Annotated in this window: 19 protein-coding genes; 15 read left to right on the top strand and 4 right to left on the bottom strand. The window is 73.1% G+C overall.

Annotation, left to right across the window (positions count from 1 at the left end; genetic code table 11):
- Nucleotides 1–20: 20 nt before the first annotated feature.
- Nucleotides 21–614, top strand: coding sequence for an ArsR/SmtB family transcription factor (locus tag ABT095_RS13705; protein WP_350529556.1), 594 nt, complete (start codon nt 21–23; stop codon nt 612–614).
- Nucleotides 592–1,554 carry an MBL fold metallo-hydrolase gene (locus ABT095_RS13700; RefSeq protein WP_350529555.1) on the top strand — a complete coding sequence of 321 codons (963 nt, stop codon included), beginning with the start codon at nt 592–594 and terminating at the stop codon, nt 1,552–1,554. The genes ABT095_RS13705 and ABT095_RS13700 overlap by 23 nt, the downstream gene beginning before the upstream one ends.
- 218 nt (nt 1,555–1,772) lie before the next feature.
- Here ABT095_RS13700 and ABT095_RS13695 read toward each other — a convergent pair whose 3' ends face one another.
- On the bottom strand, nt 1,773–2,654 hold the full coding sequence (locus tag ABT095_RS13695; protein ID WP_350529554.1) for a Vgb family protein: 882 nt from the start codon (nt 2,652–2,654) through the stop codon (nt 1,773–1,775).
- Nucleotides 2,655–2,756: 102 nt separating this feature from the next.
- Here ABT095_RS13695 and ABT095_RS13690 point away from each other — a divergent pair, with 102 nt between their 5' ends.
- Nucleotides 2,757–3,656 carry an alpha/beta hydrolase gene (locus ABT095_RS13690; RefSeq protein ID WP_350529553.1) on the top strand — a complete coding sequence of 300 codons (900 nt, stop codon included), beginning with the start codon at nt 2,757–2,759 and terminating at the stop codon, nt 3,654–3,656.
- Nucleotides 3,657–3,689: 33 nt separating this feature from the next.
- On the opposite strand, the gene ABT095_RS13685 is transcribed toward ABT095_RS13690, so the two are convergent.
- The gene (locus tag ABT095_RS13685) at nt 3,690–4,562 is read right to left on the bottom strand and encodes an AraC family transcriptional regulator (protein ID WP_350529552.1); all 873 of its coding nucleotides are present in this window, start codon (nt 4,560–4,562) and stop codon (nt 3,690–3,692) included.
- 133 nt (nt 4,563–4,695) lie between these two features.
- On the opposite strand from ABT095_RS13685, the gene ABT095_RS13680 reads away from it, so the two are divergent.
- On the top strand, nt 4,696–5,811 hold the full coding sequence (locus ABT095_RS13680) for a serine hydrolase domain-containing protein (RefSeq protein ID WP_350529551.1): 1,116 nt from the start codon (nt 4,696–4,698) through the stop codon (nt 5,809–5,811).
- A 9-nt stretch (nt 5,812–5,820) separates the two neighbouring features.
- On the opposite strand, the gene ABT095_RS13675 is transcribed toward ABT095_RS13680, so the two are convergent.
- A complete protein-coding gene (locus ABT095_RS13675; RefSeq protein ID WP_350529550.1) occupies nt 5,821–7,491 on the bottom strand; it encodes a serine/threonine-protein kinase in 1,671 nt (556 codons plus the stop codon).
- A gap of 211 nt (nt 7,492–7,702) precedes the next feature.
- Between ABT095_RS13675 and ABT095_RS13670 the strand changes: the two genes are divergently transcribed.
- The 5 genes from ABT095_RS13670 to ABT095_RS13650 all read left to right on the top strand — a co-directional run bounded on the left by ABT095_RS13670 (nt 7,703) and on the right by ABT095_RS13650 (nt 13,249).
- Nucleotides 7,703–8,281 carry a TetR/AcrR family transcriptional regulator gene (locus ABT095_RS13670; RefSeq protein ID WP_350529549.1) on the top strand — a complete coding sequence of 193 codons (579 nt, stop codon included), beginning with the start codon at nt 7,703–7,705 and terminating at the stop codon, nt 8,279–8,281.
- 213 nt (nt 8,282–8,494) lie between these two features.
- Entirely contained in the window at nt 8,495–9,649 is a 1,155-nt protein-coding gene (locus tag ABT095_RS13665; protein WP_350529548.1) for an agmatine deiminase family protein, read from the top strand.
- A 45-nt stretch (nt 9,650–9,694) separates the two neighbouring features.
- A complete protein-coding gene (locus ABT095_RS13660; protein WP_350529547.1) occupies nt 9,695–10,822 on the top strand; it encodes an agmatine deiminase family protein in 1,128 nt (375 codons plus the stop codon).
- A gap of 7 nt (nt 10,823–10,829) precedes the next feature.
- Complete coding sequence (ureA, locus tag ABT095_RS13655) at nt 10,830–11,543, top strand: urease subunit gamma (protein ID WP_350529546.1); 714 nt, start codon at nt 10,830–10,832, stop codon at nt 11,541–11,543.
- Nucleotides 11,544–11,551: 8 nt separating this feature from the next.
- Complete coding sequence (locus ABT095_RS13650) at nt 11,552–13,249, top strand: urease subunit alpha (protein ID WP_502884872.1); 1,698 nt, start codon at nt 11,552–11,554, stop codon at nt 13,247–13,249.
- A gap of 32 nt (nt 13,250–13,281) precedes the next feature.
- Here the strand turns inward: ABT095_RS13650 and ABT095_RS13645 are convergent, their stop codons facing one another.
- Nucleotides 13,282–13,851 (bottom strand): TetR/AcrR family transcriptional regulator, encoded by a 570-nt coding sequence (locus tag ABT095_RS13645; protein ID WP_350529544.1) that lies wholly within the window; start codon nt 13,849–13,851, stop codon nt 13,282–13,284.
- An 88-nt stretch (nt 13,852–13,939) separates the two neighbouring features.
- On the opposite strand from ABT095_RS13645, the gene ABT095_RS13640 reads away from it, so the two are divergent.
- From ABT095_RS13640 to ABT095_RS13615, 6 genes are read left to right on the top strand one after another with little or no spacing between them, the layout of a single operon-like run.
- The gene (locus tag ABT095_RS13640; protein WP_350529543.1) at nt 13,940–14,947 is read left to right on the top strand and encodes an agmatine deiminase family protein; all 1,008 of its coding nucleotides are present in this window, start codon (nt 13,940–13,942) and stop codon (nt 14,945–14,947) included.
- Nucleotides 14,948–14,983: 36 nt separating this feature from the next.
- Nucleotides 14,984–16,621 (top strand): ABC transporter substrate-binding protein, encoded by a 1,638-nt coding sequence (locus tag ABT095_RS13635; RefSeq protein ID WP_350529542.1) that lies wholly within the window; start codon nt 14,984–14,986, stop codon nt 16,619–16,621.
- Nucleotides 16,618–17,577, top strand: a complete 960-nt coding sequence (locus tag ABT095_RS13630; RefSeq protein WP_350529541.1) for an ABC transporter permease — start codon at nt 16,618–16,620, stop codon at nt 17,575–17,577. Before ABT095_RS13635 ends, ABT095_RS13630 begins: the two co-directional genes overlap by 4 nt.
- Nucleotides 17,574–18,428 (top strand): ABC transporter permease, encoded by an 855-nt coding sequence (locus ABT095_RS13625; RefSeq protein WP_350529540.1) that lies wholly within the window; start codon nt 17,574–17,576, stop codon nt 18,426–18,428. The genes ABT095_RS13630 and ABT095_RS13625 overlap by 4 nt, the downstream gene beginning before the upstream one ends.
- Complete coding sequence (locus ABT095_RS13620; protein ID WP_350529539.1) at nt 18,425–19,396, top strand: ABC transporter ATP-binding protein; 972 nt, start codon at nt 18,425–18,427, stop codon at nt 19,394–19,396. Before ABT095_RS13625 ends, ABT095_RS13620 begins: the two co-directional genes overlap by 4 nt.
- On the top strand, nt 19,389–20,189 hold the full coding sequence (locus ABT095_RS13615; RefSeq protein WP_350529538.1) for an ABC transporter ATP-binding protein: 801 nt from the start codon (nt 19,389–19,391) through the stop codon (nt 20,187–20,189). The genes ABT095_RS13620 and ABT095_RS13615 overlap by 8 nt, the downstream gene beginning before the upstream one ends.
- Nucleotides 20,190–20,245 lie beyond the last annotated feature (56 nt).

The raw sequence follows: 20,245 nt of genomic DNA, 5'->3' as shown, positions 1-20,245 counted from the left end.
GCCAAAGTAGTCTTTGACACATGCGGTTGAGCAATCCACAGGCGATCCGGGCGCTGGCCCACCCCGTCCGCCTCGATCTGATCGAGGCGCTGGGCGGGATCGGCCCGGCCACGGCGGCCCAGTGCGGGCGGGCGATCGGGGTCTCGCAGGCGAGCTGTTCGTTCCACCTGCGCCAGCTGGCGAAGTACGGCTTCGTGGAGGAGGCCGGGCCGGGGCCGGACAGGCGCGAGCGGCGATGGCGTCTGACGGACCGTCATCTCGGGCTCGGGGCGGCCGGGGAGGTCGACCCGGAGGTGACCCGGCAGCTGAGCCGGATCGTGGTCGAGCGCGAGATGAGGCGAGTCCTGGACTGGGTGGAGCGAGCACCGAGCGAGCCCGTCGAGTGGCGGGAGGCCGCCCGGGGCATGGCCGCGACCGTTCGGGTCACCGCCGCCGAGGCCGCCGAGATCAAGGCCGCCTGGCACCGCGTCCTGGAGCCCTACCTGGCCAGGGACGCCGCCGAGGCCGGCGCCGCGGCGGAGCACGACCGACGACAGATCCGCTACTTCATGGCAGCATCTCCGCTGCCGCACCACCAGACGGGGGACACCGATGAGCACGCAGAACAAGACTGACAGAATCGACTTCGTCACGGCCGCGCCCGTCGCGGGCAGCCTGGACGTCGCCTGGAACCACGGTGTGCGCGGCAGGCGCGGCACCGAGGAGCTGATCCAGGTGCACGCCTACGACGAGCACACCTACCTGCTGCGCCAGAGCAAGACCGTCAGCTACGAAGCGCCGTTCATCTTCCTGCTCTTCGGCAACGAGCGGGCGCTGCTGCTCGACACCGGCGCCACCGCCGACCAGGAGCGCTTCCCGCTGCGGGCCACCGTGGACGGCCTGATCGCCGACTGGCTGCGCGAGAACCCGCGGGACGAGTACGAGTTGGTCGTCGCCCACACCCACGGGCACGGCGACCACGTGGCCGGCGACGCGCAGTTCGCCGACCGGCCGCAGACGCGGATCGTCGCGCGGGAGGCGGAGGCGGCCCAGGCCTTCTTCGGCTTCTCCGCCGCCTGGCCCCAGGAGTCGGTCCGCTTCGACCTCGGCGGCCGGGTGCTCGACCTGATCGCCTCGCCCGGCCACCACGCCGCGGCGATCACCTTCTACGACGCCTGGACGGGGCTGCTGCTCACCGGCGACACCGTCTACCCGGGCCGCCTCTACGCCTTCGACTTCCCGGCCTTCGTGGCGACCCTGGACCGGCTGGTCGCCTTCACCGAATCCCACCCGGTCAGCCACGTGTTCGGCTGCCACATCGAGATGAGCAACCGCCCCGGCGTCGACTTCCCGCTCGGCGCCCGCTACCAGCCGGACGAGCACCGGCCGGAGTTGACGGTGAGTCAGCTGCGGGAGGTCCGGGATGCCGCCAAGGCCGTGGCAGGCCGGCCGGGGGTGCACACCTTCGACCACTTCATTCTCTACAACGGTCCGTGCACCGGTGCCCAACTGCGGCTGCTCGCGGGCGGCCTGGCGCACAAGGCGGGCCGGGCGGTCACGGGTCTGTTCGCCTGAGCCGCGGCCCTGCGGGGTGCCTGCCCCGCAGGACCGCCGTCCGGGGTTGCCGGATGGGGCCGCTGGTCAGGCAGGCGGGGTGGCTGACGTCCGGGTGACGGTTGCTGGGTCGGAGGCGGTCGCGTTGATCGCGATGCTCTGCCCGTACGAGCAGCCGACCCGGATACTGCTGCCGCCGGACCGGATGGCCGACCGGATGGTGGGACGGCCGCCCGAGGTCAGCGCGTGCTCAGGCGGGTGATCACACCCACTTCCAGGGCGGCCCAGACGGTGCCGTCCGGGCCCACGGCGATGCCGTGCGGCTCGGCGCCCGGGATGTCGAGCGCGTGGGCGGAGTACTGGCCCTCGGGTGAGAGCGAACCGATCCGGCCGGCGGCCCACTCGGTGAACCAGAGCCGGCCGTCCGGGGCGGCGGCGATCGCGTGCGGCCGGGCGGCCCGGTCGGGCAGCGGGTACTCCGTCACCTTGCCGTCCACCGTGACCCGGCCGATCCGGCCGGCCGCGATCTCCGCGAACCAGAGCGCCCCGTCACCGCCCGCGGCGAGGCCGACCGGCCCGGCGGCCTCGGTGGGGAGCGGATGGAGCGTCACCTCGCCGGTGACGGTGATCCGGCCGATCGCGCCGGCCTGGTTGAGGGTGAACCAGAGCGCGCCGTCCGGCCCGGCGGCGATCATCGACGGGAAGGAGCCCGAGCCCGGCAGCGGGTACTCCGTCACCTCGCCGTCCAGGGTGATCCGGCCGATCCGGTGGGTGTTGAGCTCGGTGAACCACAGGGCGCCGTCCGGCCCGGCCGCGATGCCGTACGGCCCGCAGTCCGCGGTCGGCAGCGGGTAGTCGGTCACCTCGCCGTCCACGGTGATCCGGCCGATCCGGTGATCGCGCATCCGCGTGAACCAGAGCGCGCCGTCCGGGCCGGTGGTGATCACCGTCGGGCCGGAATCCGGAGCGCCGAGCCCGTACCTGGTCACCGTGCCGTCCTCGGCGAGCCGCCCGATGTCACCGGCATGCACCAGGGTGTACCAGACGGCTCCGTCCGGGCCCACCGTGATCCCGTACGGTCCGGCCTGACCGTCCGTCACCTCGAAATGCCGCAGCTCCATGGTCTGGCCGCTCCTACGTCGTCGGGGAGTTCGACCGTACACGGTGCGGCGGTGCGGGCCCGCACGGAACAGCACACAGAATCACGTCAAGGGAGTTGGCAGATGAGCAAGGAACAGCGCGGCAAGGTCGACGCGATGCTGCGGAAGCCCGCGCCGGAGGGGCCCCGGTCGGTCGAGGAATTCCGGGCCGGGTTCCGGCAGCTGATGGCCGGGATGATCGTGCCCGACACGGTCCGGACGGCCGAGGCGGAGCTCGGCGGGCGGCGGGCGCTGCGGTTCGAGCCGGAGAGCGGTCCGACGGCGGCCGGGACGGTCCTGTACTTCCACGGCGGCGGCTGGGTGGTCGGCTCGCCCGAGACCGCCCGCGCGCTGACCGCGAACCTGGTGGCCAGGACCGGCCTCGAGGCGTACTCGGTGCAGTACCGGCTGGCGCCCGAGCACCCCTTCCCCGCCGCGATCGAGGACACCGTGAGTGCCTACCGGGCCCTGCTCGACAGCGGGACGGACCCGGCGGCCGTGGTCTTCGCGGGGGACTCCGCCGGAGGCGGGCTCGCCGTCACCACCTGCCTGGCGGCGCGCGACGCGGGCCTGCCGCTGCCGGCCGCCGTGCTCGCCTTCTCCCCGGGCACGGACGCCACCCGGACCGGGGAGAGCATGGAGACCAGGGCCGGGCTCGACCCCTTCTTCACCCGGGCCTCGCTCGAGTACACCGGAGCGATGTACCTGGCCGGGGCCGACCCGCACCAGCCCCTGCTCAGCCCGGCCCTGTACGCCGACCTGACCGGGTTCCCGCCGATGCTGATCCAGGTCGGCACCAACGAACTGCTCATGGACGACTCCACCCGCCTGGCCGCCCGGGCCCGCGCGGCCGGCGTCGACGTCATCCTCGACGTCACCGCCGACGTCCCGCACGTGTTCCAGGCCTTCGCCGGGATCCTGGACGAAGCCGACGAGGCACTGGACCGCGCCGCGCTCTTCCTGCGCCAGCGGCTGCGTGGCTGACGCCGCCTCGAGGCACCGCCGAGGCGCCGGGGCTCACACCCCGGCGCTCCGCTCGATCGGGATCCACAGCTGGGAGTCGGTCTCGGCGCCGGTCTCCACCGGCCGGGTCCGCAGGAGCTCCGGCCCCGGGCGGCTCGTGTAGCGGTTCGAGGGGAACCACTGGGTGAAGACGTCCCGCCACAGGTCCTGGAGGGCGCTCGGGTAGGGCCCGTGGTTGTCGAAGACCGCCCAGGTGCCGGCCGGGACGTCGAGGGCGTCCAGGCCCTCGGCGGCGGTCCCGGGGGCGGTCACCACGCCGACCCAGTAGTCCGCCTCGACGCCCTCCTCCCGGCTGTCGCCCAGGTACACCACCGCCGACAGGAGCCCGCTCGGCTCCTGCCCGGCCAGCTGCTTCATCCGCACGACGGCCTGCCCGTCCAGGCTCCGCACGTGCGCGTCGGCGGCCGCGTTGACCCCCTCGTGCACCAGCGGGACCCGGGCCTTCCGGCCGATGACCCGGAACGACTCCTTCTCCACGATCCGGTAGCGCATCGCCGTACTCCCCTCGACGACGAGCCGGAAGGACATCCGCGGCTGCGCCGTGAGCACCGCACCCGTACGCCGGGCCTCGCCCGGCCCGATCCCGTGCACGGACCGGAACGCCCGGGCGAACGCCTCGCCCGAGCCGTACCCGTACCGCACCGCGACATCGAGCAGTGTCAGCTCCCCGGCCAGCACCTCGGCCCCGGCCAGCGTCATGCGCCGGCGCCGCACGTAGACCGGCAGCGGCATCCCGGCGAGCGCGGAGAACAGCCGCCGGAGGTGGTACTCCGACACCCCGGCCACCCGGGCCACCTCGGCGATGTCGACCTCCCGGTCGAGGGAGGCCTCGAGGTGGTCCAACGCCTGATTCAGCCTCTCCAGCACGCGTATCCGTCCTTCGCTCTCGAGCCGCCACGGCAGGAACGCCCATCCTGCCAACCGGCGGCCGCCCCGCCCGACTGAACCGGTGCGGGAATTGTCGGGCAGGAAGACCCGGCGCTGCCGGAGGCTTACTCCCATGATCGATGTCGAGGGGTTCTGCGAGCCACGGTTCGAGGCAGTCCGGGAGGTCCTTGCGGCTCTGCTCGGCAAGGAGGACGTGGGTGCCTCGGCGGCCGTCCACGTCGACGGCGAGCCGGTGGTCGACCTCTGGGGCGGGTACGCCGATGCCGGCCGCTCCGTCCGCTGGGAGCGCGACACCCTCACCGGCGTGAATTCGACGACCAAGAACATGACCGCCCTGTGCGCGCTGATCCTGGCCGACCGGGGCGAGCTCGACCTGTCCGCGCCGGTCGCCGCCTACTGGCCCGAGTTCGCCGCGGCCGGGAAGGAGAAGGTGCTGGTGCGGCACGTGCTGTCGCACACCGCGGGGCTGCCGGAGCTGTCCGGGCCGACGACGGTCGGGGAACTGTACGACTGGGAGGCCGTGACGGCGGGGCTGGCCGCGCAGGCGCCCGAGTGGGAGCCCGGAACTGCGGCCGGCTATCACGCACTGACCTTCGGCTTCCTCGTCGGCGAGATCGTCCGCCGGATCACCGGCCGCGGTCTCGGCGAGTTCTTCGCCGAGGAGGTGGCCGGACCGCTGGGCGCGGACTTCCACCTCGGGCTCGGGGCCGAACACGACCACCGTGTCGCACCGCTCATTCCGCCGCCGTCACTGACCGACGAGTACGCGGCCGGCGCACCGCTCGGACCGGACGGCACCCGCCGGGAGCACACCGGTGCGGTGATCCGGGTCAAGGACGCCAACTCCACGCCGTGGCGCCGGGCGCAGCTCCCCGCGGTGAACGGCTTCGGCAACGCCCGGTCCGTCGCCCTGGTGCAGTCGGTACTGGCGAACCGGGGTTCGGCCGGCGGCGTGCGGCTGCTGTCCGCCCAGGGGTGCGAGCCCGCCTGGCAGGAGGTGTTCCGCGGTGAGGACCGGGTGCTGGGCACCCCGATGTGCTGGACGACGGGCTTCGGCAGGTTCGGCAACACCTTCGGCTGGGGCGGCTGGGGTGGCTCGCTGGTAGTGAGCGATCCCGGGGCACGCATGACGGTGGCCTATGTGATGAACCGGATGATCGACCGGGACCAGCAGGAGGACAACCGCGGCATGGAGATCGTGATGGCCGCCTACGGCGGACTGCACTGACGGGCGATCTCAGCCCGCGTCGCGGCGGAAGTAGTCGACCGAGACCTTGAGCGGCCCGTCGCCCTGGGGGGTGGAGAGCAGGCGCAGGACGGCGAGGTCGTGGCCGTCCTGGCTGCGGACGCAGAAGGAGCGGCCGGTGACGGTGGGGAAGTCGAGCTTGGTGGTGGGGCCGGACTCGAGGCCGTGCAGGCAGTCGGCGGGGGCCAGGCGCGCGTCGGGGCCGAGGTAGGCGTCCGTGGTGTCGGGGAGCAGGAACTCGGCCGCGCTGCGGGCGACGTACCAGTCGGCGGCCTCGGCCGGGGTGACGGTGCCGGTCTTGAGGTCGAACTCGTAGCCGCGGTCCGGCGAGACCAGCTCCCGCCCGGTGTACACGGTGGTGTAGCCGGGGGCGGTGGGAGCCGTGGGAGCCGTGGGAGAGGCCGAGGGCGTGTCGGCGGGTTCGCTGTCCGCCGGGGTGTCGGCGACGTCCTGCGAGTCGTCGGCGGCGTCGGAGCCGTCGGGCAGCAGGTAGTAGGTGGCGCCCGCGCCGGCCAGCAGGGCCAGCACCACCAGGGCGGCCACGGCCGCGCCCCGGCGGCCGGCCCGGCGGCGGGTCGGGGTGGGCGGCGGGGTGTGCTGCGGGGTCGGGCCGGCCTCGGTGGCGGCTTCGTGCAGCGCGGTCTCGACGTACCGGGTCGGCTGGTACGGCGCCGCCTGCGGCGGCTGCCCGCCGAGGTAGGCGGTGGGGGCCGCCGGGTCGGGGTAGGCGGCGGCGGGAGTCTGCGGCAGGTCGGCGCGGCTGCTCAGCTCGGCGCTGACGTGCTGAGGCAGCCAGCCGTCGGTGAAGCGGAGCTGCCCGCCGAGCGCGGGGTGGCGGTGGACGGCCTCGATCAGCTGGGCGGTGGTGGGCCGGTCCTCCGGGCGCTTGGCCAGGCAGGCCCGGACGATGCCGTCCAGGCCGGGCGGGACGGCGGCGAGGTCGGGCTCCTCGTGGACGACGCGGTAGAGCGCGCCCGAGTCCGGCCCGCCGCCGAAGGGCGACCGACCGGTGGCGGTCCAGGCGGCGAGCGCGCCGAGGGCGAAGACGTCGGTGGCCGGGGTGGCCGGTGCGCCGACGGCCTGCTCGGGAGCCATGAAGCCGGGGGAGCCGATCCGCAGCCCGGTGCCGGTGAGCGCGCCCCCGTCGGCGGCGCGGGCGATACCGAAGTCGATCACCCGGGGGCCGTCGGCGGCCAGCAGCACGTTGGCGGGCTTGAGGTCGCGGTGCACCACCCCGGCGGCGTGGATCACCTGGAGGGCCTCGGCTATCCCGGCCAGGAGCAGCAGCACGGTGTGCTCGGGCAGCGGACCGCCGCCGCGCACCACGTGGTGCAGCGAGGGCCCGGGGACGTACGCCGTGGCCAGCCAGGGCAGCGGGTCGTCCGGCCCGGCGTCGACCACCTGGGCCGTGTACAGGCCGTGGATCAGCCGGGCGCTGGCGACCTCCTGGGCGAAGCGGCGCCGGAACTCCGGGTCCTCCGCGAGCTCGGGCCGCACCACCTTGAGCGCGACGGGGCGCCCGCCCGGGGTGTACGAGAGGTAGACCCTGCCCATCCCGCCCGCGCCGAGCCGGGCGATCAGGCGGTAGCCGCCGAGCTCGACCGGGTCGGTCTCGTTCAGCGGCTGGAAGGCGGGGGTGGGGGTGGGGCGCGGTTCGTACATCGCGGTGCTCTCTCGGCAGGGCTGGGGGCAGCCGGGTACCTGGGAGTTTATAGACCGCGTCAGGGTGACCTGGGCCACGGCCGCCGCCGGGAGCGCCGAGGAGCGGCGGTGCGGACACGGAAGGCCTTGGGGGCACAGGGCCGGTGGCGCTGATGAAACAGTCAGGTAACCGTGCTGATCACCGTGGCGGCGGCCGGTAGGGTGGTGCACCGTGGCCAGTCGTAGAACATCAATTCTGGAAGCAGCGGCGCGGGTGATCGCCCGGCGCGGGGTCCGCGGTCTGCGGGTCGAGGAGCTCGCCGCCGAGGCGGGCGTGTCCACCGCGCTCATCTACTACCACTTCAAGGACCGCACCGGCATCCTCCGGCAGACGCTCGAGTTCATCAACGACCGGGCCGGCAGCTACACCACCGAGCGGGACCCGGCCGCACCGCCGCTGACGCCCAGGGAGGAGCTGGAGCACACCCTCCTGCTCGAGCTGCAGGGCGGCGACCAGGTGCGGGAGAACAGCACGGCCTGGGGCGAGCTGCGGGCCAGTGCGGTCTTCGAGGACGCGCTGCGGGAGGACCTGGCCCGGGCCACGCTGGTCTGGGTGCAGGAGGTCGCCGAGCTGCTCGGCCGGGTCGAGCCGATGGCCCCGGCCACCGCGCTGGCCGGGGCGGCCGAGCGGCTGACCGCCCTGCTGGAGGGCGTGAGCATGCGCTGGCTCAGCGGCAGTCTGCGGCTGAACCACGCCCGGGCACTGATGACCGAGGCGATCGAGGTCGAGCTGGAACGGTTGGCGCGCTAGGCGCGTCCAGGTAGTCAGGGCGGGGCTCCGACGGATTGCTGCGGCGATCCGGCGGGGTCCCGTTTCTGCGATCCACGAGCTTGACTGATTTTTCAGTCAGTGCCACGCTGAGCCCATCGGCGGTGGTCGAGGTGGCCGGAAAAGGGCCCGCCCCACCGCCTCCCGCCGGGGCAGTGCGAGCCCTGCGAGCCGACACTTGATCTGGAGACCCTCATGAGCGAATCCTTCGCCGACCGCCTGTTCGGGGCGCTGCCCTCGCGCCGCCGACTGCTCGGCACGGTCGGGATCGGCGCCGCCGGTCTCACCCTCGGCGCGGCGGTGCCCTCGGCCTTCGCCGCGGACGCCGCACCGAGTGCGGGCGGCGTCCGCCCGTGGGTGCCCGCCGACGACGTACCGCACGCCCGGACCTGGATGTCCTGGCCCTCCCGCAGCTCGGTCTGGGGCCGGCAGCTGTCGGGCGTGCAGGAGGACATCGCGCTGGTCGCCCGCACCATCGCCGAGTTCGAGCCGGTGGTGATGTGCGCCCCCGACGACTACACCGCCCGGCAGGCCCGGAGCTGGTGCGGGCCGAACGTCGAGGTGACCACCTCGATCGGCACCGACGACCTGTGGATGCGTGACATCGCCCCGGTGTTCCGCCGCGACGGCTACGGCGGCCTGGACACCGCCGGCCTCAACTTCAACGGCTGGGGCAACAAGCAGACGCACGCCTACGACTCCCAGGTGGCCGGGGCCGTCGCCCGCCGCCAGGGGCTGCGGATCACCTACGCCGACTTCGTGGGCGAGGGCGGCGCGATCGAGACCGACGGCGACGGCACGGTGATGGCCACCGAGAGCAGCCTGGTCAACAGCAACCGCAACCGGGGCATGAGCCGGGACGAGGTGGAGCGCGCCGTGCTCGACGCCTACGGCGCGGACAAGATGATCTGGCTGCCGGGCATCCGGGGCAAGGACATCACCGACGACCACGTGGACGTGACCTCGCGGTTCGTCCGCCCCGGAGTCGTGATGGTCCAGCTGCCGCCGCAGGACCGCACCGACGAGTGGGCCAAGGACGCCCGCCAGCAGTTCGCCATCCTCTCCGCCGCCACCGACGCGCGGGGCCGGCGGCTCCAGGTGATCCGGGTGGACGGCCCGGACACCACCCGCTCCAAGAGCTCGACCTTCGTCGACTCCTACCTCAACTTCGTGCTGGTCAACGGCGGTGTGATCACCGCCCAGTTCGGCGACCGGATCAAGGACGACGCCGCCCGTCGCACGCTGGCCGCCGCCTTCCCCGGCCGCGAGGTCGTGCAGCTCGACGTGGACCGGCTGATGGGCGGAGGCGGCGGCGTCCACTGCTCGACCATGCACGAGCCGATGCCGTAACTCCTCTCCGTCCCCCTGTATTGGAGCACCATGCTCGCCAACGCCATGTCCCGACGTACTCTGCTGCGCTCCGCCGCCGGAGCCGGCCTGCTCTCGCTCGGCCTGACCGCCTGCACCGACCCCGACGGCCAGGAGGACGACGCGGGCTCTGCCCCCGCCGCGGGGGCGCGGCACTTCGGCGCCGAGTGGGACAAGCACACCCGCACCTTCATGGCCTGGCCCGCCTCGGAGAACGTCTGGGGCGAGCAACTCCCGGACGTCCGCAAGGACATCGCCGCTCTCGCGGCCGCCATCGGCTCCCGCGAGGCGGTGGTGCTCCTCGCCCGCCCCGAGCAGGCGGACGAAGCGCGCCAGGCCTGCGGCGGCGACGTCGAGGTGGTGCCGCTGGCCGTGGACGACCTCTGGGCCCGGGACACGCTGCCGGTCTTCGTCGAGGAGGGCGGCAAGGTCAAGGGTGTCGACTTCAACTTCAGCGGCTGGGGCAACAAGCAGGCCCACGGCAACGACGGCAAGCTGGCCCGGGCGGTGCTCGAGAAGTACGGCATCGAGCGGATCGAGACCCCGCTGGTCGCCGAGGGCGGCTCCTTCGAGACCGACGGCCTCGGCACCCTGATGGTGACCGAGAGCTCGGTGGTCAACAACAACCGCAACCCGGGGATGAGCCGGGACCAGGTCGAGGCGGAGCTCAAGAAGGCGCTCGGCGTCACCAAGGTGATCTGGCTGGCCGGGGTCCGCGGCAAGGACATCACCGACGCGCACGTGGACTGCCTGACCCGCTTCGCCGCCCCCGGTGTGGTGCTGCTCGACCAGGCCTTCCCCGGCAGCCCGGCCGACGTCTGGTCGCGCTCGGCGGACCAGGCCCGGCAGGTGTTCAAGGACGCGACCGACGCGCGCGGCAAGGGCATCGAGGTGATCGACCTGCCCGAGCCCGACCCGGACAAGATCACCGGGCGCGGCGACGCCTTCGTCTCCTCGTACCTGAACTTCTACATCGGCAGCAAGGGTGTCTACCTGCCCCGGTTCGGCGACGAGCGGGCGGACGACCGGGCGCAGCAGATCCTGGGGGACCACTTCCCCGGGCGGGAGATCGTGCCGGTGAAGATCGACGCGATCGCCTCGGGCGGCGGCGGCATCCACTGCGCCACCCACGACCTGCCGGCCGTGGGGGCGTGAGCGCGCGATGCAGCTGACTCCCACCGAACGTGACCGGCTGCTGCTCTTCACGGCGGCCGAACTGGCCCGCGCCCGGCGGGCGCGCGGCCTCAAGCTCAACGTCCCCGAGGCGACGGCGCTGATCGCCGACACCGTCTGCGAGGCGGCCCGGGACGGGCGGCGGCTGGCCGAGGCCGTGGCGGCCGGGCGCAGTGTGCTCGGCGCCGAGGACGTGCTGCCGGGGGTGGCCGAGGTGGTCACCGAGCTGAGCGTGGAGGCCGTCTTCGAGGACGGCACCCGGCTGGCCGTGGTCAGCGACCCGTTCCGGGGCGCCGTACCGCTCGGCGAGCGGGCCCCCGGGGCGGTGCTGCCCGGGCCCGGCCACGAGCACGTGCCCGCTCCCGCGCTGACCCTGACGGTCCGCAACACCGCCGAAGTCCCGGTCTCGGTGACCTCGCACTTCCACTTCTTCGAGGCCAACCCGCGCCTGGCCTTCGACCGCTCCGCCGCCTACGGCACCCGGCTGGCCGTGCCGGCCGGCTCCTCGGTCCGCTTCGATCCGGGCGCGGAGGTCGAGGTCGGCCTGGTGCCGATCGGCGGCGCGCGGGTGGCGATCGGCTTCGCCGGGCTGGTCGACGGACCGCTGGACGCCCCCGGGGCCAAGCGCGAGGCGCTGCGCCGGGCCGCGGCCTGCGGCTACCTGGGCGCGGACGGCGATGACGGGCAGGAGGCCCAGAGTTGAGCAGCAGCATCGAGCCGCACGAATACACCGCCGTGCACGGCCCCCGGGCGGGGGACCGGGTCAGACTAGGGGACTCGGGCCTGGTGGTCCGGGTCGAGTCGGATTCGCAGCGGCCGGGGGACGAGTTCCTGGCCGGCTTCGGCAAGACCGCCCGGGACGGGCTGCACCTGAAGGCGGCGGCCGTCCGGGACACCTGTGACGTGGTGGTCTCCAACGTCCTGGTGATCGACGCGATCCAGGGCATCCGGAAGACCTCGATCGGGATCCGGGAAGGCCGGATCGTCTCGATCGGCCGGGCCGGGAACCCGGACACCCTGGACGGGGTGGACGTGGTGGTGGGCACCGGCACCACGATCGTCTCCGGCGAGGGGATGATCGCCACGGCGGGCGCCATCGACACGCACGTCCACCTGATGTCCCCGCGGATCATGGAGGCCTCGCTGGCCTCCGGCGTGACCACCATCATCGGCCAGGAGATCGGGCCGGCCTGGGGCGTGGGCGTGAACTCGCCCTGGGCGCTGCGGCACGGCTTCAACTCCTTCGACGCCTGGCCGGTCAACATCGGCTTCCTGGCCCGTGGTTCCTCCTCGGACGCCGCGCCGCTGGAGGAGGCGCTGGTCGAGGGCGGCGCCTCCGGCTTCAAGGTGCACGAGGACATGGGCGCCCACACCCGGGCGCTGGACACCGCGCTGCGGGTCGCCGAGGAGCACGATGTCCAAGTGGCCCTGCACACCGACGGCCTGAACGAGTGCCTGTCGGTGGAGGACACCCTCAGGGTGCTGGAGGGCCGGACCATCCACGCCTTCCACATCGAGGGCTGCGGCGGCGGCCACGTGCCCAACGTGCTCAAGATGGCCGGCGTCGAGAACGTCATCGGCTCCTCCACCAACCCCACGCTGCCCTTCGGGCGGGACGCCGTCGCCGAGCACTACGGGATGATCGTCTCGGTGCACGCGCTCAAGACGGACCTGCCGGGTGACGCCGCGATGGCCCGGGACCGGATCCGGGCCGGCACGATGGGCGCGGAGGACGTGCTGCACGACCTCGGCGTCATCGGCATCACCTCCTCCGACGCCCAGGGCATGGGCCGCGCGGGCGAGACGGTGCGCCGCACCTTCGCCGTCGCGGGGAAGATGAAGGCCGAGCGCGGGCCGATGGCGGGTGACGGGCCGTCGGACGACAACGAGCGGGTGCTGCGCTACATCGCCAAACTGACCATCAACCCCGCCATCGCGCACGGCCTGGCCCACGAGGTCGGCTCGATCGAAGTCGGCAAGCTGGCCGACCTGGTGCTCTGGTGGCCGGCGATGTTCGGCGCCAAGCCGCAGATGGTGCTCAAGTCGGGCTTCCCGGCGTACGGGGTGACGGGCGATCCGAACGCCGCCACCGAGGCCTGCCAGCCGCTGGTGATGGGCCCCCTGTTCGGCGGCCACGGCGCGACGGCGGCCGACCTCTCGGTGGCCTTCGTCAGCCAGGCGGCCGCCGAGTCCGCCTCGGCCGGGCGGCCGTACGACGGGCTGACCACGCGCCGGCGCCGGGTGGGCGTCCGGGGCACCCGGGGGATCGGGCCGCGCGACATGGTCCGCAACGCCCGTACCGGGCTGGTGCAGGTCGAGGCGCACACCGGCCTGGTCTCGCTCGACGGCGAGGCGCTGCGCTCCGAGCCCGCCGACAGCGTGCCGCTGAGCCGGCTGTACTTCCTGTGACCGGACACCGCCGCCGGCCGATTCCTGACAGATCAGTCAGCCCGGCCGGCCGACAGCTCCAGCTCGATGGCGCCCCGCAGCAGCCGGCGCGCGTGCTCCAGCGGCAGTGAACCGCTCAGCCAGCGCACGCTGAGCCCCTCCAGCAGGGCGGTGAGCCGTTCGGCGGCCGCCGCGTGGGCCGGGGCGGCGCCGAACGGGTCGGCGCGGCCGAGCAGTTCGGCGATCTCGTGCACCCAGGTGTGGGTGGCCCGGGCCAAGTCCTCGCGCAGGTCCTCCTCGAAGACCGCGCTGGCCCGCAGCTCGCCCCAGGCGGTGCTGTTCTCCCGTACCTCGGCGGTGTCCTGCAGTTCGAGCAGCAGGGTCTGCGCCAGCGCTTCCTCCGGGTCCGCCACCTCCTGCTCGGCGGTGTAGCGGTCGGCGCGGTCGCTGATGAACTCCAAGGTCCGGCGCAGGAGTCCGGCCCGGTCCCCGAAGTGGTAGTAGAGCAGCGAGGTGGAGACCCCCGCCTCCGCCGCCAGCTCTTCCATGCGTAGCCCGCGTACGCCCCGGCGTGCGATCACCCGGGTGGCGGCTCGGAGTATCTCTGTCCGTCGGTCCGACATGGACGACAACTCTAGCCGAAACTCTTGACTGAATTTTCAGTTCATTGAAGGATCGGCATCTCCCAACCCCAACAGAACGGATCTCCCCGTGACCTACCGCATGCCGGCCGAGTGGACCGAGCACCAGGGCTGCCTGATGGCCTGGCCCGTCCGCACCGACCTCTGGGGCGGCGTGCTCGCCGACGTCCAGCAGGAGTACGCCCAGGTGGCACAGGCCATCGCCGAGTTCGAGCCGGTCACGATGGTGGCCCCGCCCGGCTTCGGTGCCCAGGCCCAGGCCCTCTGCGGCGAGCAGAACATCGCAGTGATCGAGCTGCCGCAGGACGACTCCTGGTTCCGCGACAGCGCGCCGATCTTCGTGCTGGACGAGCAGGGCCGCCGGGCCGGGGTCGACTTCCGGTTCAACTCCTGGGGGCGCAAGCACACCCCCTGGGACGCTGACGATCGGGTCAGTGCCCTGATCCTCGAGCACCTCGGAGTGCCCGCGATCCGCTCCGAGATGATCCTCGAGGGCGGCGCCATCACCGTGGACGGCGAAGGCACCCTGATCACCACCGAGCAGTGCCTGCTGCACCCCAACCGCAACCCCGGCATGAGCCGCGAGGAGATCGAGGCCGAGCTCAAGGCGAAGCTCGGCATCACCAAGGTGATCTGGCTCCCGTACGGCGGCCTGCTCGACACCGAGACCGACGGCCACGTCGATGGCGTCTGCGCCTTCGCCGCCCCCGGCAAGGTCGTCGTGCAGCTGCCCGCCGACCCGGAGCACCCCGACTACGCCCGGATGCGCGCCAACCGCGCCGTCCTGGAGCACAGCACCGACGCCCAGGGCCGCCCGTTCGAGATCGTGGACGTGCCGCAGGCCGCGTTCGTCGAGGTCGACGGCCGCGAGACCGAGGTCGGCTACCTGAACTACTACTTCGCCAACGGCGGCCTGGTCGTGCCGATCGCCGGCCACCCCGAGGACGAGGGCGCCCTGGCCGTGCTCGCCGCCGCCCACCCCGACCGCAAGGTGGTCGGCGTCCCGACCCGCACCGTCGCCTGGGGCGGCGGCGGCATCCACTGCATCACCCAGCAGGTCCCCGCAGCCCGCGCCTGACGCCCCCACCGCCTGCCCCTGCCCAGGAGGACCCCCATGCTCCCCACCCGTCCAAGACGCTCCGCGTCCCTGGTGACCGCCGCGCTGTGCGCGCTGGCCCTCACGGCCGGCTGCTCCGGCCCGCCGCGCGGTGACGCCGGCCCCACCGCGAGCGGCTTCCAGCTCTCGGCCACCACCCCGCCCGCCAAGGGGGAGCTGGACTCCTTCACCTGGGCGCTCTACGCCGAGCCGCAGACGCTCGACTACCTGATGGCGTTCGACTACCCGCAGAACACCATCCTGTCCAACGTGTGCGAGAGCCTGATGCGCTGGACGCCGCAGCTCACCGTCCAGCCCGGCCTGGCGGCCAAGGCGAGCAACACCGACCCGACCACCTGGGTCTACGACCTGCGCCCCGGGGTGCACTTCCACGACGGCTCGGTCATGACCGCCGACGACGTGGTGTACAGCCTCGGGAGGCAGATGAACCCGGACAACGCGGCGGCCTGGGCCCAGGTCTTCCAGAACGTCCTCGGCATCACCAAGACCGGCCCGCTGCAGGTCACCGTCAAACTCAAGGCACCCGACTCGCAGTTCCCGCAGTACATGGCGACCGCCGCCGGGGTGGTGGCCTCGAAGGCCGGGATCGAGAAGGCGGGCAAGGACTACGGCACCACCGGCGGCCTGGACTGCACCGGCCCGTTCCAGCTCGGCACCTGGAACAAGGGCCAGTCGATCGAGCTGCGCCGCTTCGACCAGTACTGGGGCACCAAGGCGAACTCCGCCAAGGCCGTCTTCAGCTTCCTCACCGACCCCTCGGCGCGTACCAACGCGATGCTCAGCGGCGAGGTGGACGGCGGCTACCTGATCCCCACCGAGTCCTACGACCGGCTGAGCAGGAGCGGCGTCGGCAAGCTGTACTTCGGCGAAGGCCTGAGCACCGTCAATGTGAACGTCACCAGCATGCAGGGCGTGCTCGGCGACACACGGGTCCGCAAGGCGCTCTCACTGGCGCTGGACCGCTCCGGCTTCGTCAAGGCCGGCCTCGGCGGCGCGGGCAGCGTGACCGGCTCGCTCACCACCAAGGCCGCCTGGGCCGCCTACCCCGACAGCGTCCGCTCCGCCGCGTTCGGCGCCCTGCCGCCCACCGCCCAGGACATCGAGCAGGCCAAGACGCTGATCAAGGAGGCCGGAGCCACCGGCAGGACGCTGACCGTGGCCACCAGCTCGATCGGCCAGGACGTCTCGCTGCTCGCCACCGCCGTGCAGAGCGCCGGCGCGCAGATCGGCCTGGACGTCAAGCTCAAGACGATCGCCCCGAACGCCTTCAGCGCGCTGTTCACCGACCCCAAGGCGCGCGAGGGGATCGACATGTTCCCCGAGACGTACTACGACTCGATCACCGACCCGCTGGACCTGCTGGTCAACTTCCGCACCGGCGCCTACCAGAACTTCGCCGGGTACAGCGACAAGGCCTACGACGCGCTGGTCGACCAGGCCACCGCCGCCTACGACCCCGCCCAGCGCGGCGCGATCGAGGCCAAGCTGCAGCAGACCGCCGCGCAGCAGCTGCTCTGGATCCCGGTCGCCGAGTGGCCGACCGCGGTGTTCATGAACAAGCGGATCACCGGCGCCCCGACCACCATCTCCTACCTGTACTACCCGTGGGCCGCGGACGTGGGGGCCGCGCGGTGAGCTTCCTGAGATTCGTGGTGCGACGGCTGGTGGAGCTGGCCGTCACGCTGCTCGGGGCCTCCTTCGTGGTGTTCGGCGCGATGTACCTCGCGCCGGGCAGCCCCACCAGCTTCCTGCTCTCCGGCCGCTCGGCCTCCCCGGAGGCGCTCGCGGCGCTCAACGCGCAGTACCACCTGGACGACCCCTTCCTGGTGCGCTACCTGCGCTGGCTCGGCCAGGTGCTGCAGGGCGACTTCGGCCGCTCCATCACCTACCGCACCGACGTCGCCAAGCTGCTGGGCGACCGGCTGCCGGCCACCCTGCTGCTGGTCGCGATGGCCCTGGTCGTGGTGGTGGTGCTCGGCCTGTTGCTCGGCCGGTTCGGCGCCGTCCGGGGCGGGGCCACCGACTCGGCGATCCTGGTCAGCACCACGCTGGCGATCGGCACCCCCTCCTTCGTCGCGGCCGTGCTGCTGCAGGGACTGTTCTCGGTCAAGCTCGGCTGGTTCCCCAGCAGCGGCACCGGCGACGGTCTCGCGGACATGCTCTGGCACCTCACCCTGCCCGCGATCGCGCTGGCCCTCTACCTGATCGGCATGCTGGCCCGGGTCACCCGCTCGGCGATGCTCGAGGAGCTCGGCAGCGAGCACGTCACGGTGGCCCGCAGCCGGGGTGTGCCGGAGCGTCAGGTGATCAGCCGGCACGTGTTCCGCAACGCGCTCGGCACCGTGCTCACCACCGGCGGCCTGATCGTCTCCACCCTGCTGGTCTGCACCATCCTGGTGGAGTCGGCGTTCAGCATCGGCGGCGTCGGCCAGCTGCTCGAACTCGCCACCACCACCAAGGACTTCCCGACCGTCCAGGCCATCTCGCTGCTCATCGTCGCCCTGTTCATGCTGGTGAACCTGGTGGTGGACCTGCTCCACCCGCTGGTCGACCCCCGGGTCACCCTCGGCTCGCGGAGGTCCGCCGCATGAGCGTCGCCCTCACCCGCCGCCCCGGCCTGGCTGCCCTGCGCACCGGCTGGGGGCCGCTCCACCTGCTCTGCCTCGGCTTCGCCGCCGTGGTCGTGCTCGCCGCCCTGCTCGCCCCCTGGCTCGCCCCGGCCGACCCCAACGCCGTGGACCTGGGCGGCGCGCTCGGCGGCCCCTCCGCCGACCACCTGCTCGGCGCCGACGCCGCCGGCCGCGACACCCTCTCCCGGCTGCTGATCGGCGCCCGCACCTCGCTGCTCGGCCCGCTCGGCGTGGTGGTCTTCTCCACCGTCGGCGGGATCGTGGTCGGCACGCTGGCCGCCTGGTGCGGCGGCTGGCTGGACTCGCTGCTCTCCCGCAGCACCGAGCTGGTCTTCGCCTTCCCCGGCCTGCTGCTCGCCGTGCTGATCGTCTCGGTGTACGGCGAGGGCCTGCTGGCCCCCGTGCTCGCGCTGGCCGTGGCCTACCTGCCCTACGTCAGCCGGCTCACCCGCTCGCTGGTGCTGGCCGAACGCCGACGCCCCTACGTCAGCGCCTACCAAGTGCAGGGCCACTCCGCCTGGCAGATCTGCCGACGGCACGTCATCCCCAACATCGCGCCCGTGGTGCTCGCGCAGTCCGCGATCAACTTCGGCTACGCCCTGATGGACCTGGCCGGCCTCTCCTTCCTCGGCCTGGGCGTGCCCGCGCTCACCCCCGACTGGGGCCGGATGGTCTTCGACGGCCAGACCGCCATCCAGCACGGCTACCCGCTCTCGGCGGTGCTGCCCTGCGCCGCTGTGATCCTCACCGTGGTCGCCTTCAACGTCGTCGGCGAGCGCTGGGCCGACCAGGTCGCCCGGAGGGACCGATGAACGCTCTGGACATTCAGGGGCTGCGGCTCCAACTGCCGGGCACCGCACGGCCGGTGCTCGACGGGGTCGACCTCACGGTGGCCGCCGGGGAGACCGTCGCGCTGGTCGGCGAGTCCGGCTCCGGCAAGACGCTCACCTCGCGCAGCGCGCTGCGCCTGCTGCCGCCGGGCGCCCGCGCCGAAGGCAAGGTGCTGGTGGCGGGGGAGGACGTGCTGACCATGGACGCCGACCGGCTGCGGGCGCTGCGTACCGGGCAGGCCGCCATGATCTTCCAGGACCCGCGCGCGGCCACCAACCCGCTGCGGCGGATCGGCGACTTCCTCACCGAGAGCGTCACGCTCGCGGGGAAGATGAACCGGGCGGAGGCGACCGAGCGGGCCGTCTCCCTCCTGGGCGCGGTCGGCCTCGGCCCCGAGCTGCTCGGCCGCTACCCCGGCCAGCTCTCCGGCGGCATGCTGCAGCGCGTGGTGATCGCCGCCGCGCTGATGGGCGACCCGGCCCTGCTGCTCGCCGACGAGGCCACCACCGCGCTGGACGTCACCAGCCAGGCCGAGGTGGTCGCCCTGCTCGGGCGGCTGCGCGAACAGTTCGGCACCGGCCTGCTGTTCGTCACCCACGACCTGGGCCTGGCCGCCGCGATCAGTGACCGGGTGTACGTGATGTACGCCGGGCGGATCGCCGAAGTCGGGCCTGCCGCCGCGCTGTTCGAGCATCCGCGCCACCCGTACACCGCCGCCCTGCTGGCGGCCACCCCCCGGCCGGACGCGCCGGGCGGCCGCCTCGCCGCCATCGACGGCCAACCTCCGGACCTGCGCCAGGAGTTGACCGGCTGCGCGTTCGCGGCCCGGTGCCCGCTGGCCACCGAGCTGTGTCGCACGGTGGTGCCGGAACCGGTGAAGGTCTCCGGCGGACACCTGGCGGCCTGCCACCACAGTGACCAGCTCGAGGGGAGCACCGCCCGTGTCTGAGACCGTACTTGAGGTCAGTGGACTGTGCCGCACCTTCGGGGACGTCCGAGCCGTGGACGAGGTCTCGTTCACCCTCCCGGCGGGCGGCTCGCTCGGCATCGTCGGCGAGTCCGGCTCCGGCAAGACCACCACCGCCCGGATCGTGGTCGGGTTGGAGGAGGCCGACGCGGGCTCGGTGACGGTCCGGGGCCGCCGCCGCGAGGGCCGGGCCCGCGGGAAGGCCGAACGGCTGACCCGGGCCCGGGAGGTGCAGATGGTCTTCCAGGACCCGTACCTCTCGCTGGACCCCCGGTACGGCGTCCAGGACGTGCTGCGCGAGACGCTGCGGCTGCACTTCCCCGACGCCGACCCCGCGCCCCGGGTCGCGGAGCTGCTCGACCAGGTCGGCCTCGGCACCCGCGCCGCCGAGGCCCTGCCCCGCCAGCTCTCCGGCGGGCAGCGCCAGCGGGTGGCCATCGCCCGCGCGCTGGCCGTCGAGCCGGCGGTGCTGGTCCTGGACGAGGCGGTGGCCGCGCTGGACGTCTCGGTCCAGGCCCAGGTGCTCAACCTGCTGGCCGACATCCGGGAGCGCACCGGCGTCGGCTACCTGTTCATCACGCACGACCTCGGGGTCGTGCGGTGCGTCACGGAGGAGGTGATCGTCATGCGGCAGGGCCGGGTCGTCGAGGCGGGTCGGACCGAGGCTGTGCTCGCCGACCCCCAGCACCCCTACACCCGGCTCCTGCTCGACTCCGTACCCCGCCCGGGGTGGGAGCCGTCGCTGATCGCGGCCGCCAGACGGGAGGTGGGGTAGGTCCCGGTGGAGAGGGCCCGTGACCTGGGCGGTAGGCTCCGCGCGATCACGGTCGG

The sequence above is a fragment of the Kitasatospora sp. NPDC002227 genome (assembly GCF_040296285.1).
Classification (GTDB): domain Bacteria; phylum Actinomycetota; class Actinomycetes; order Streptomycetales; family Streptomycetaceae; genus Kitasatospora.
This window is presented reverse-complemented; position numbering and strand designations above follow the sequence as displayed.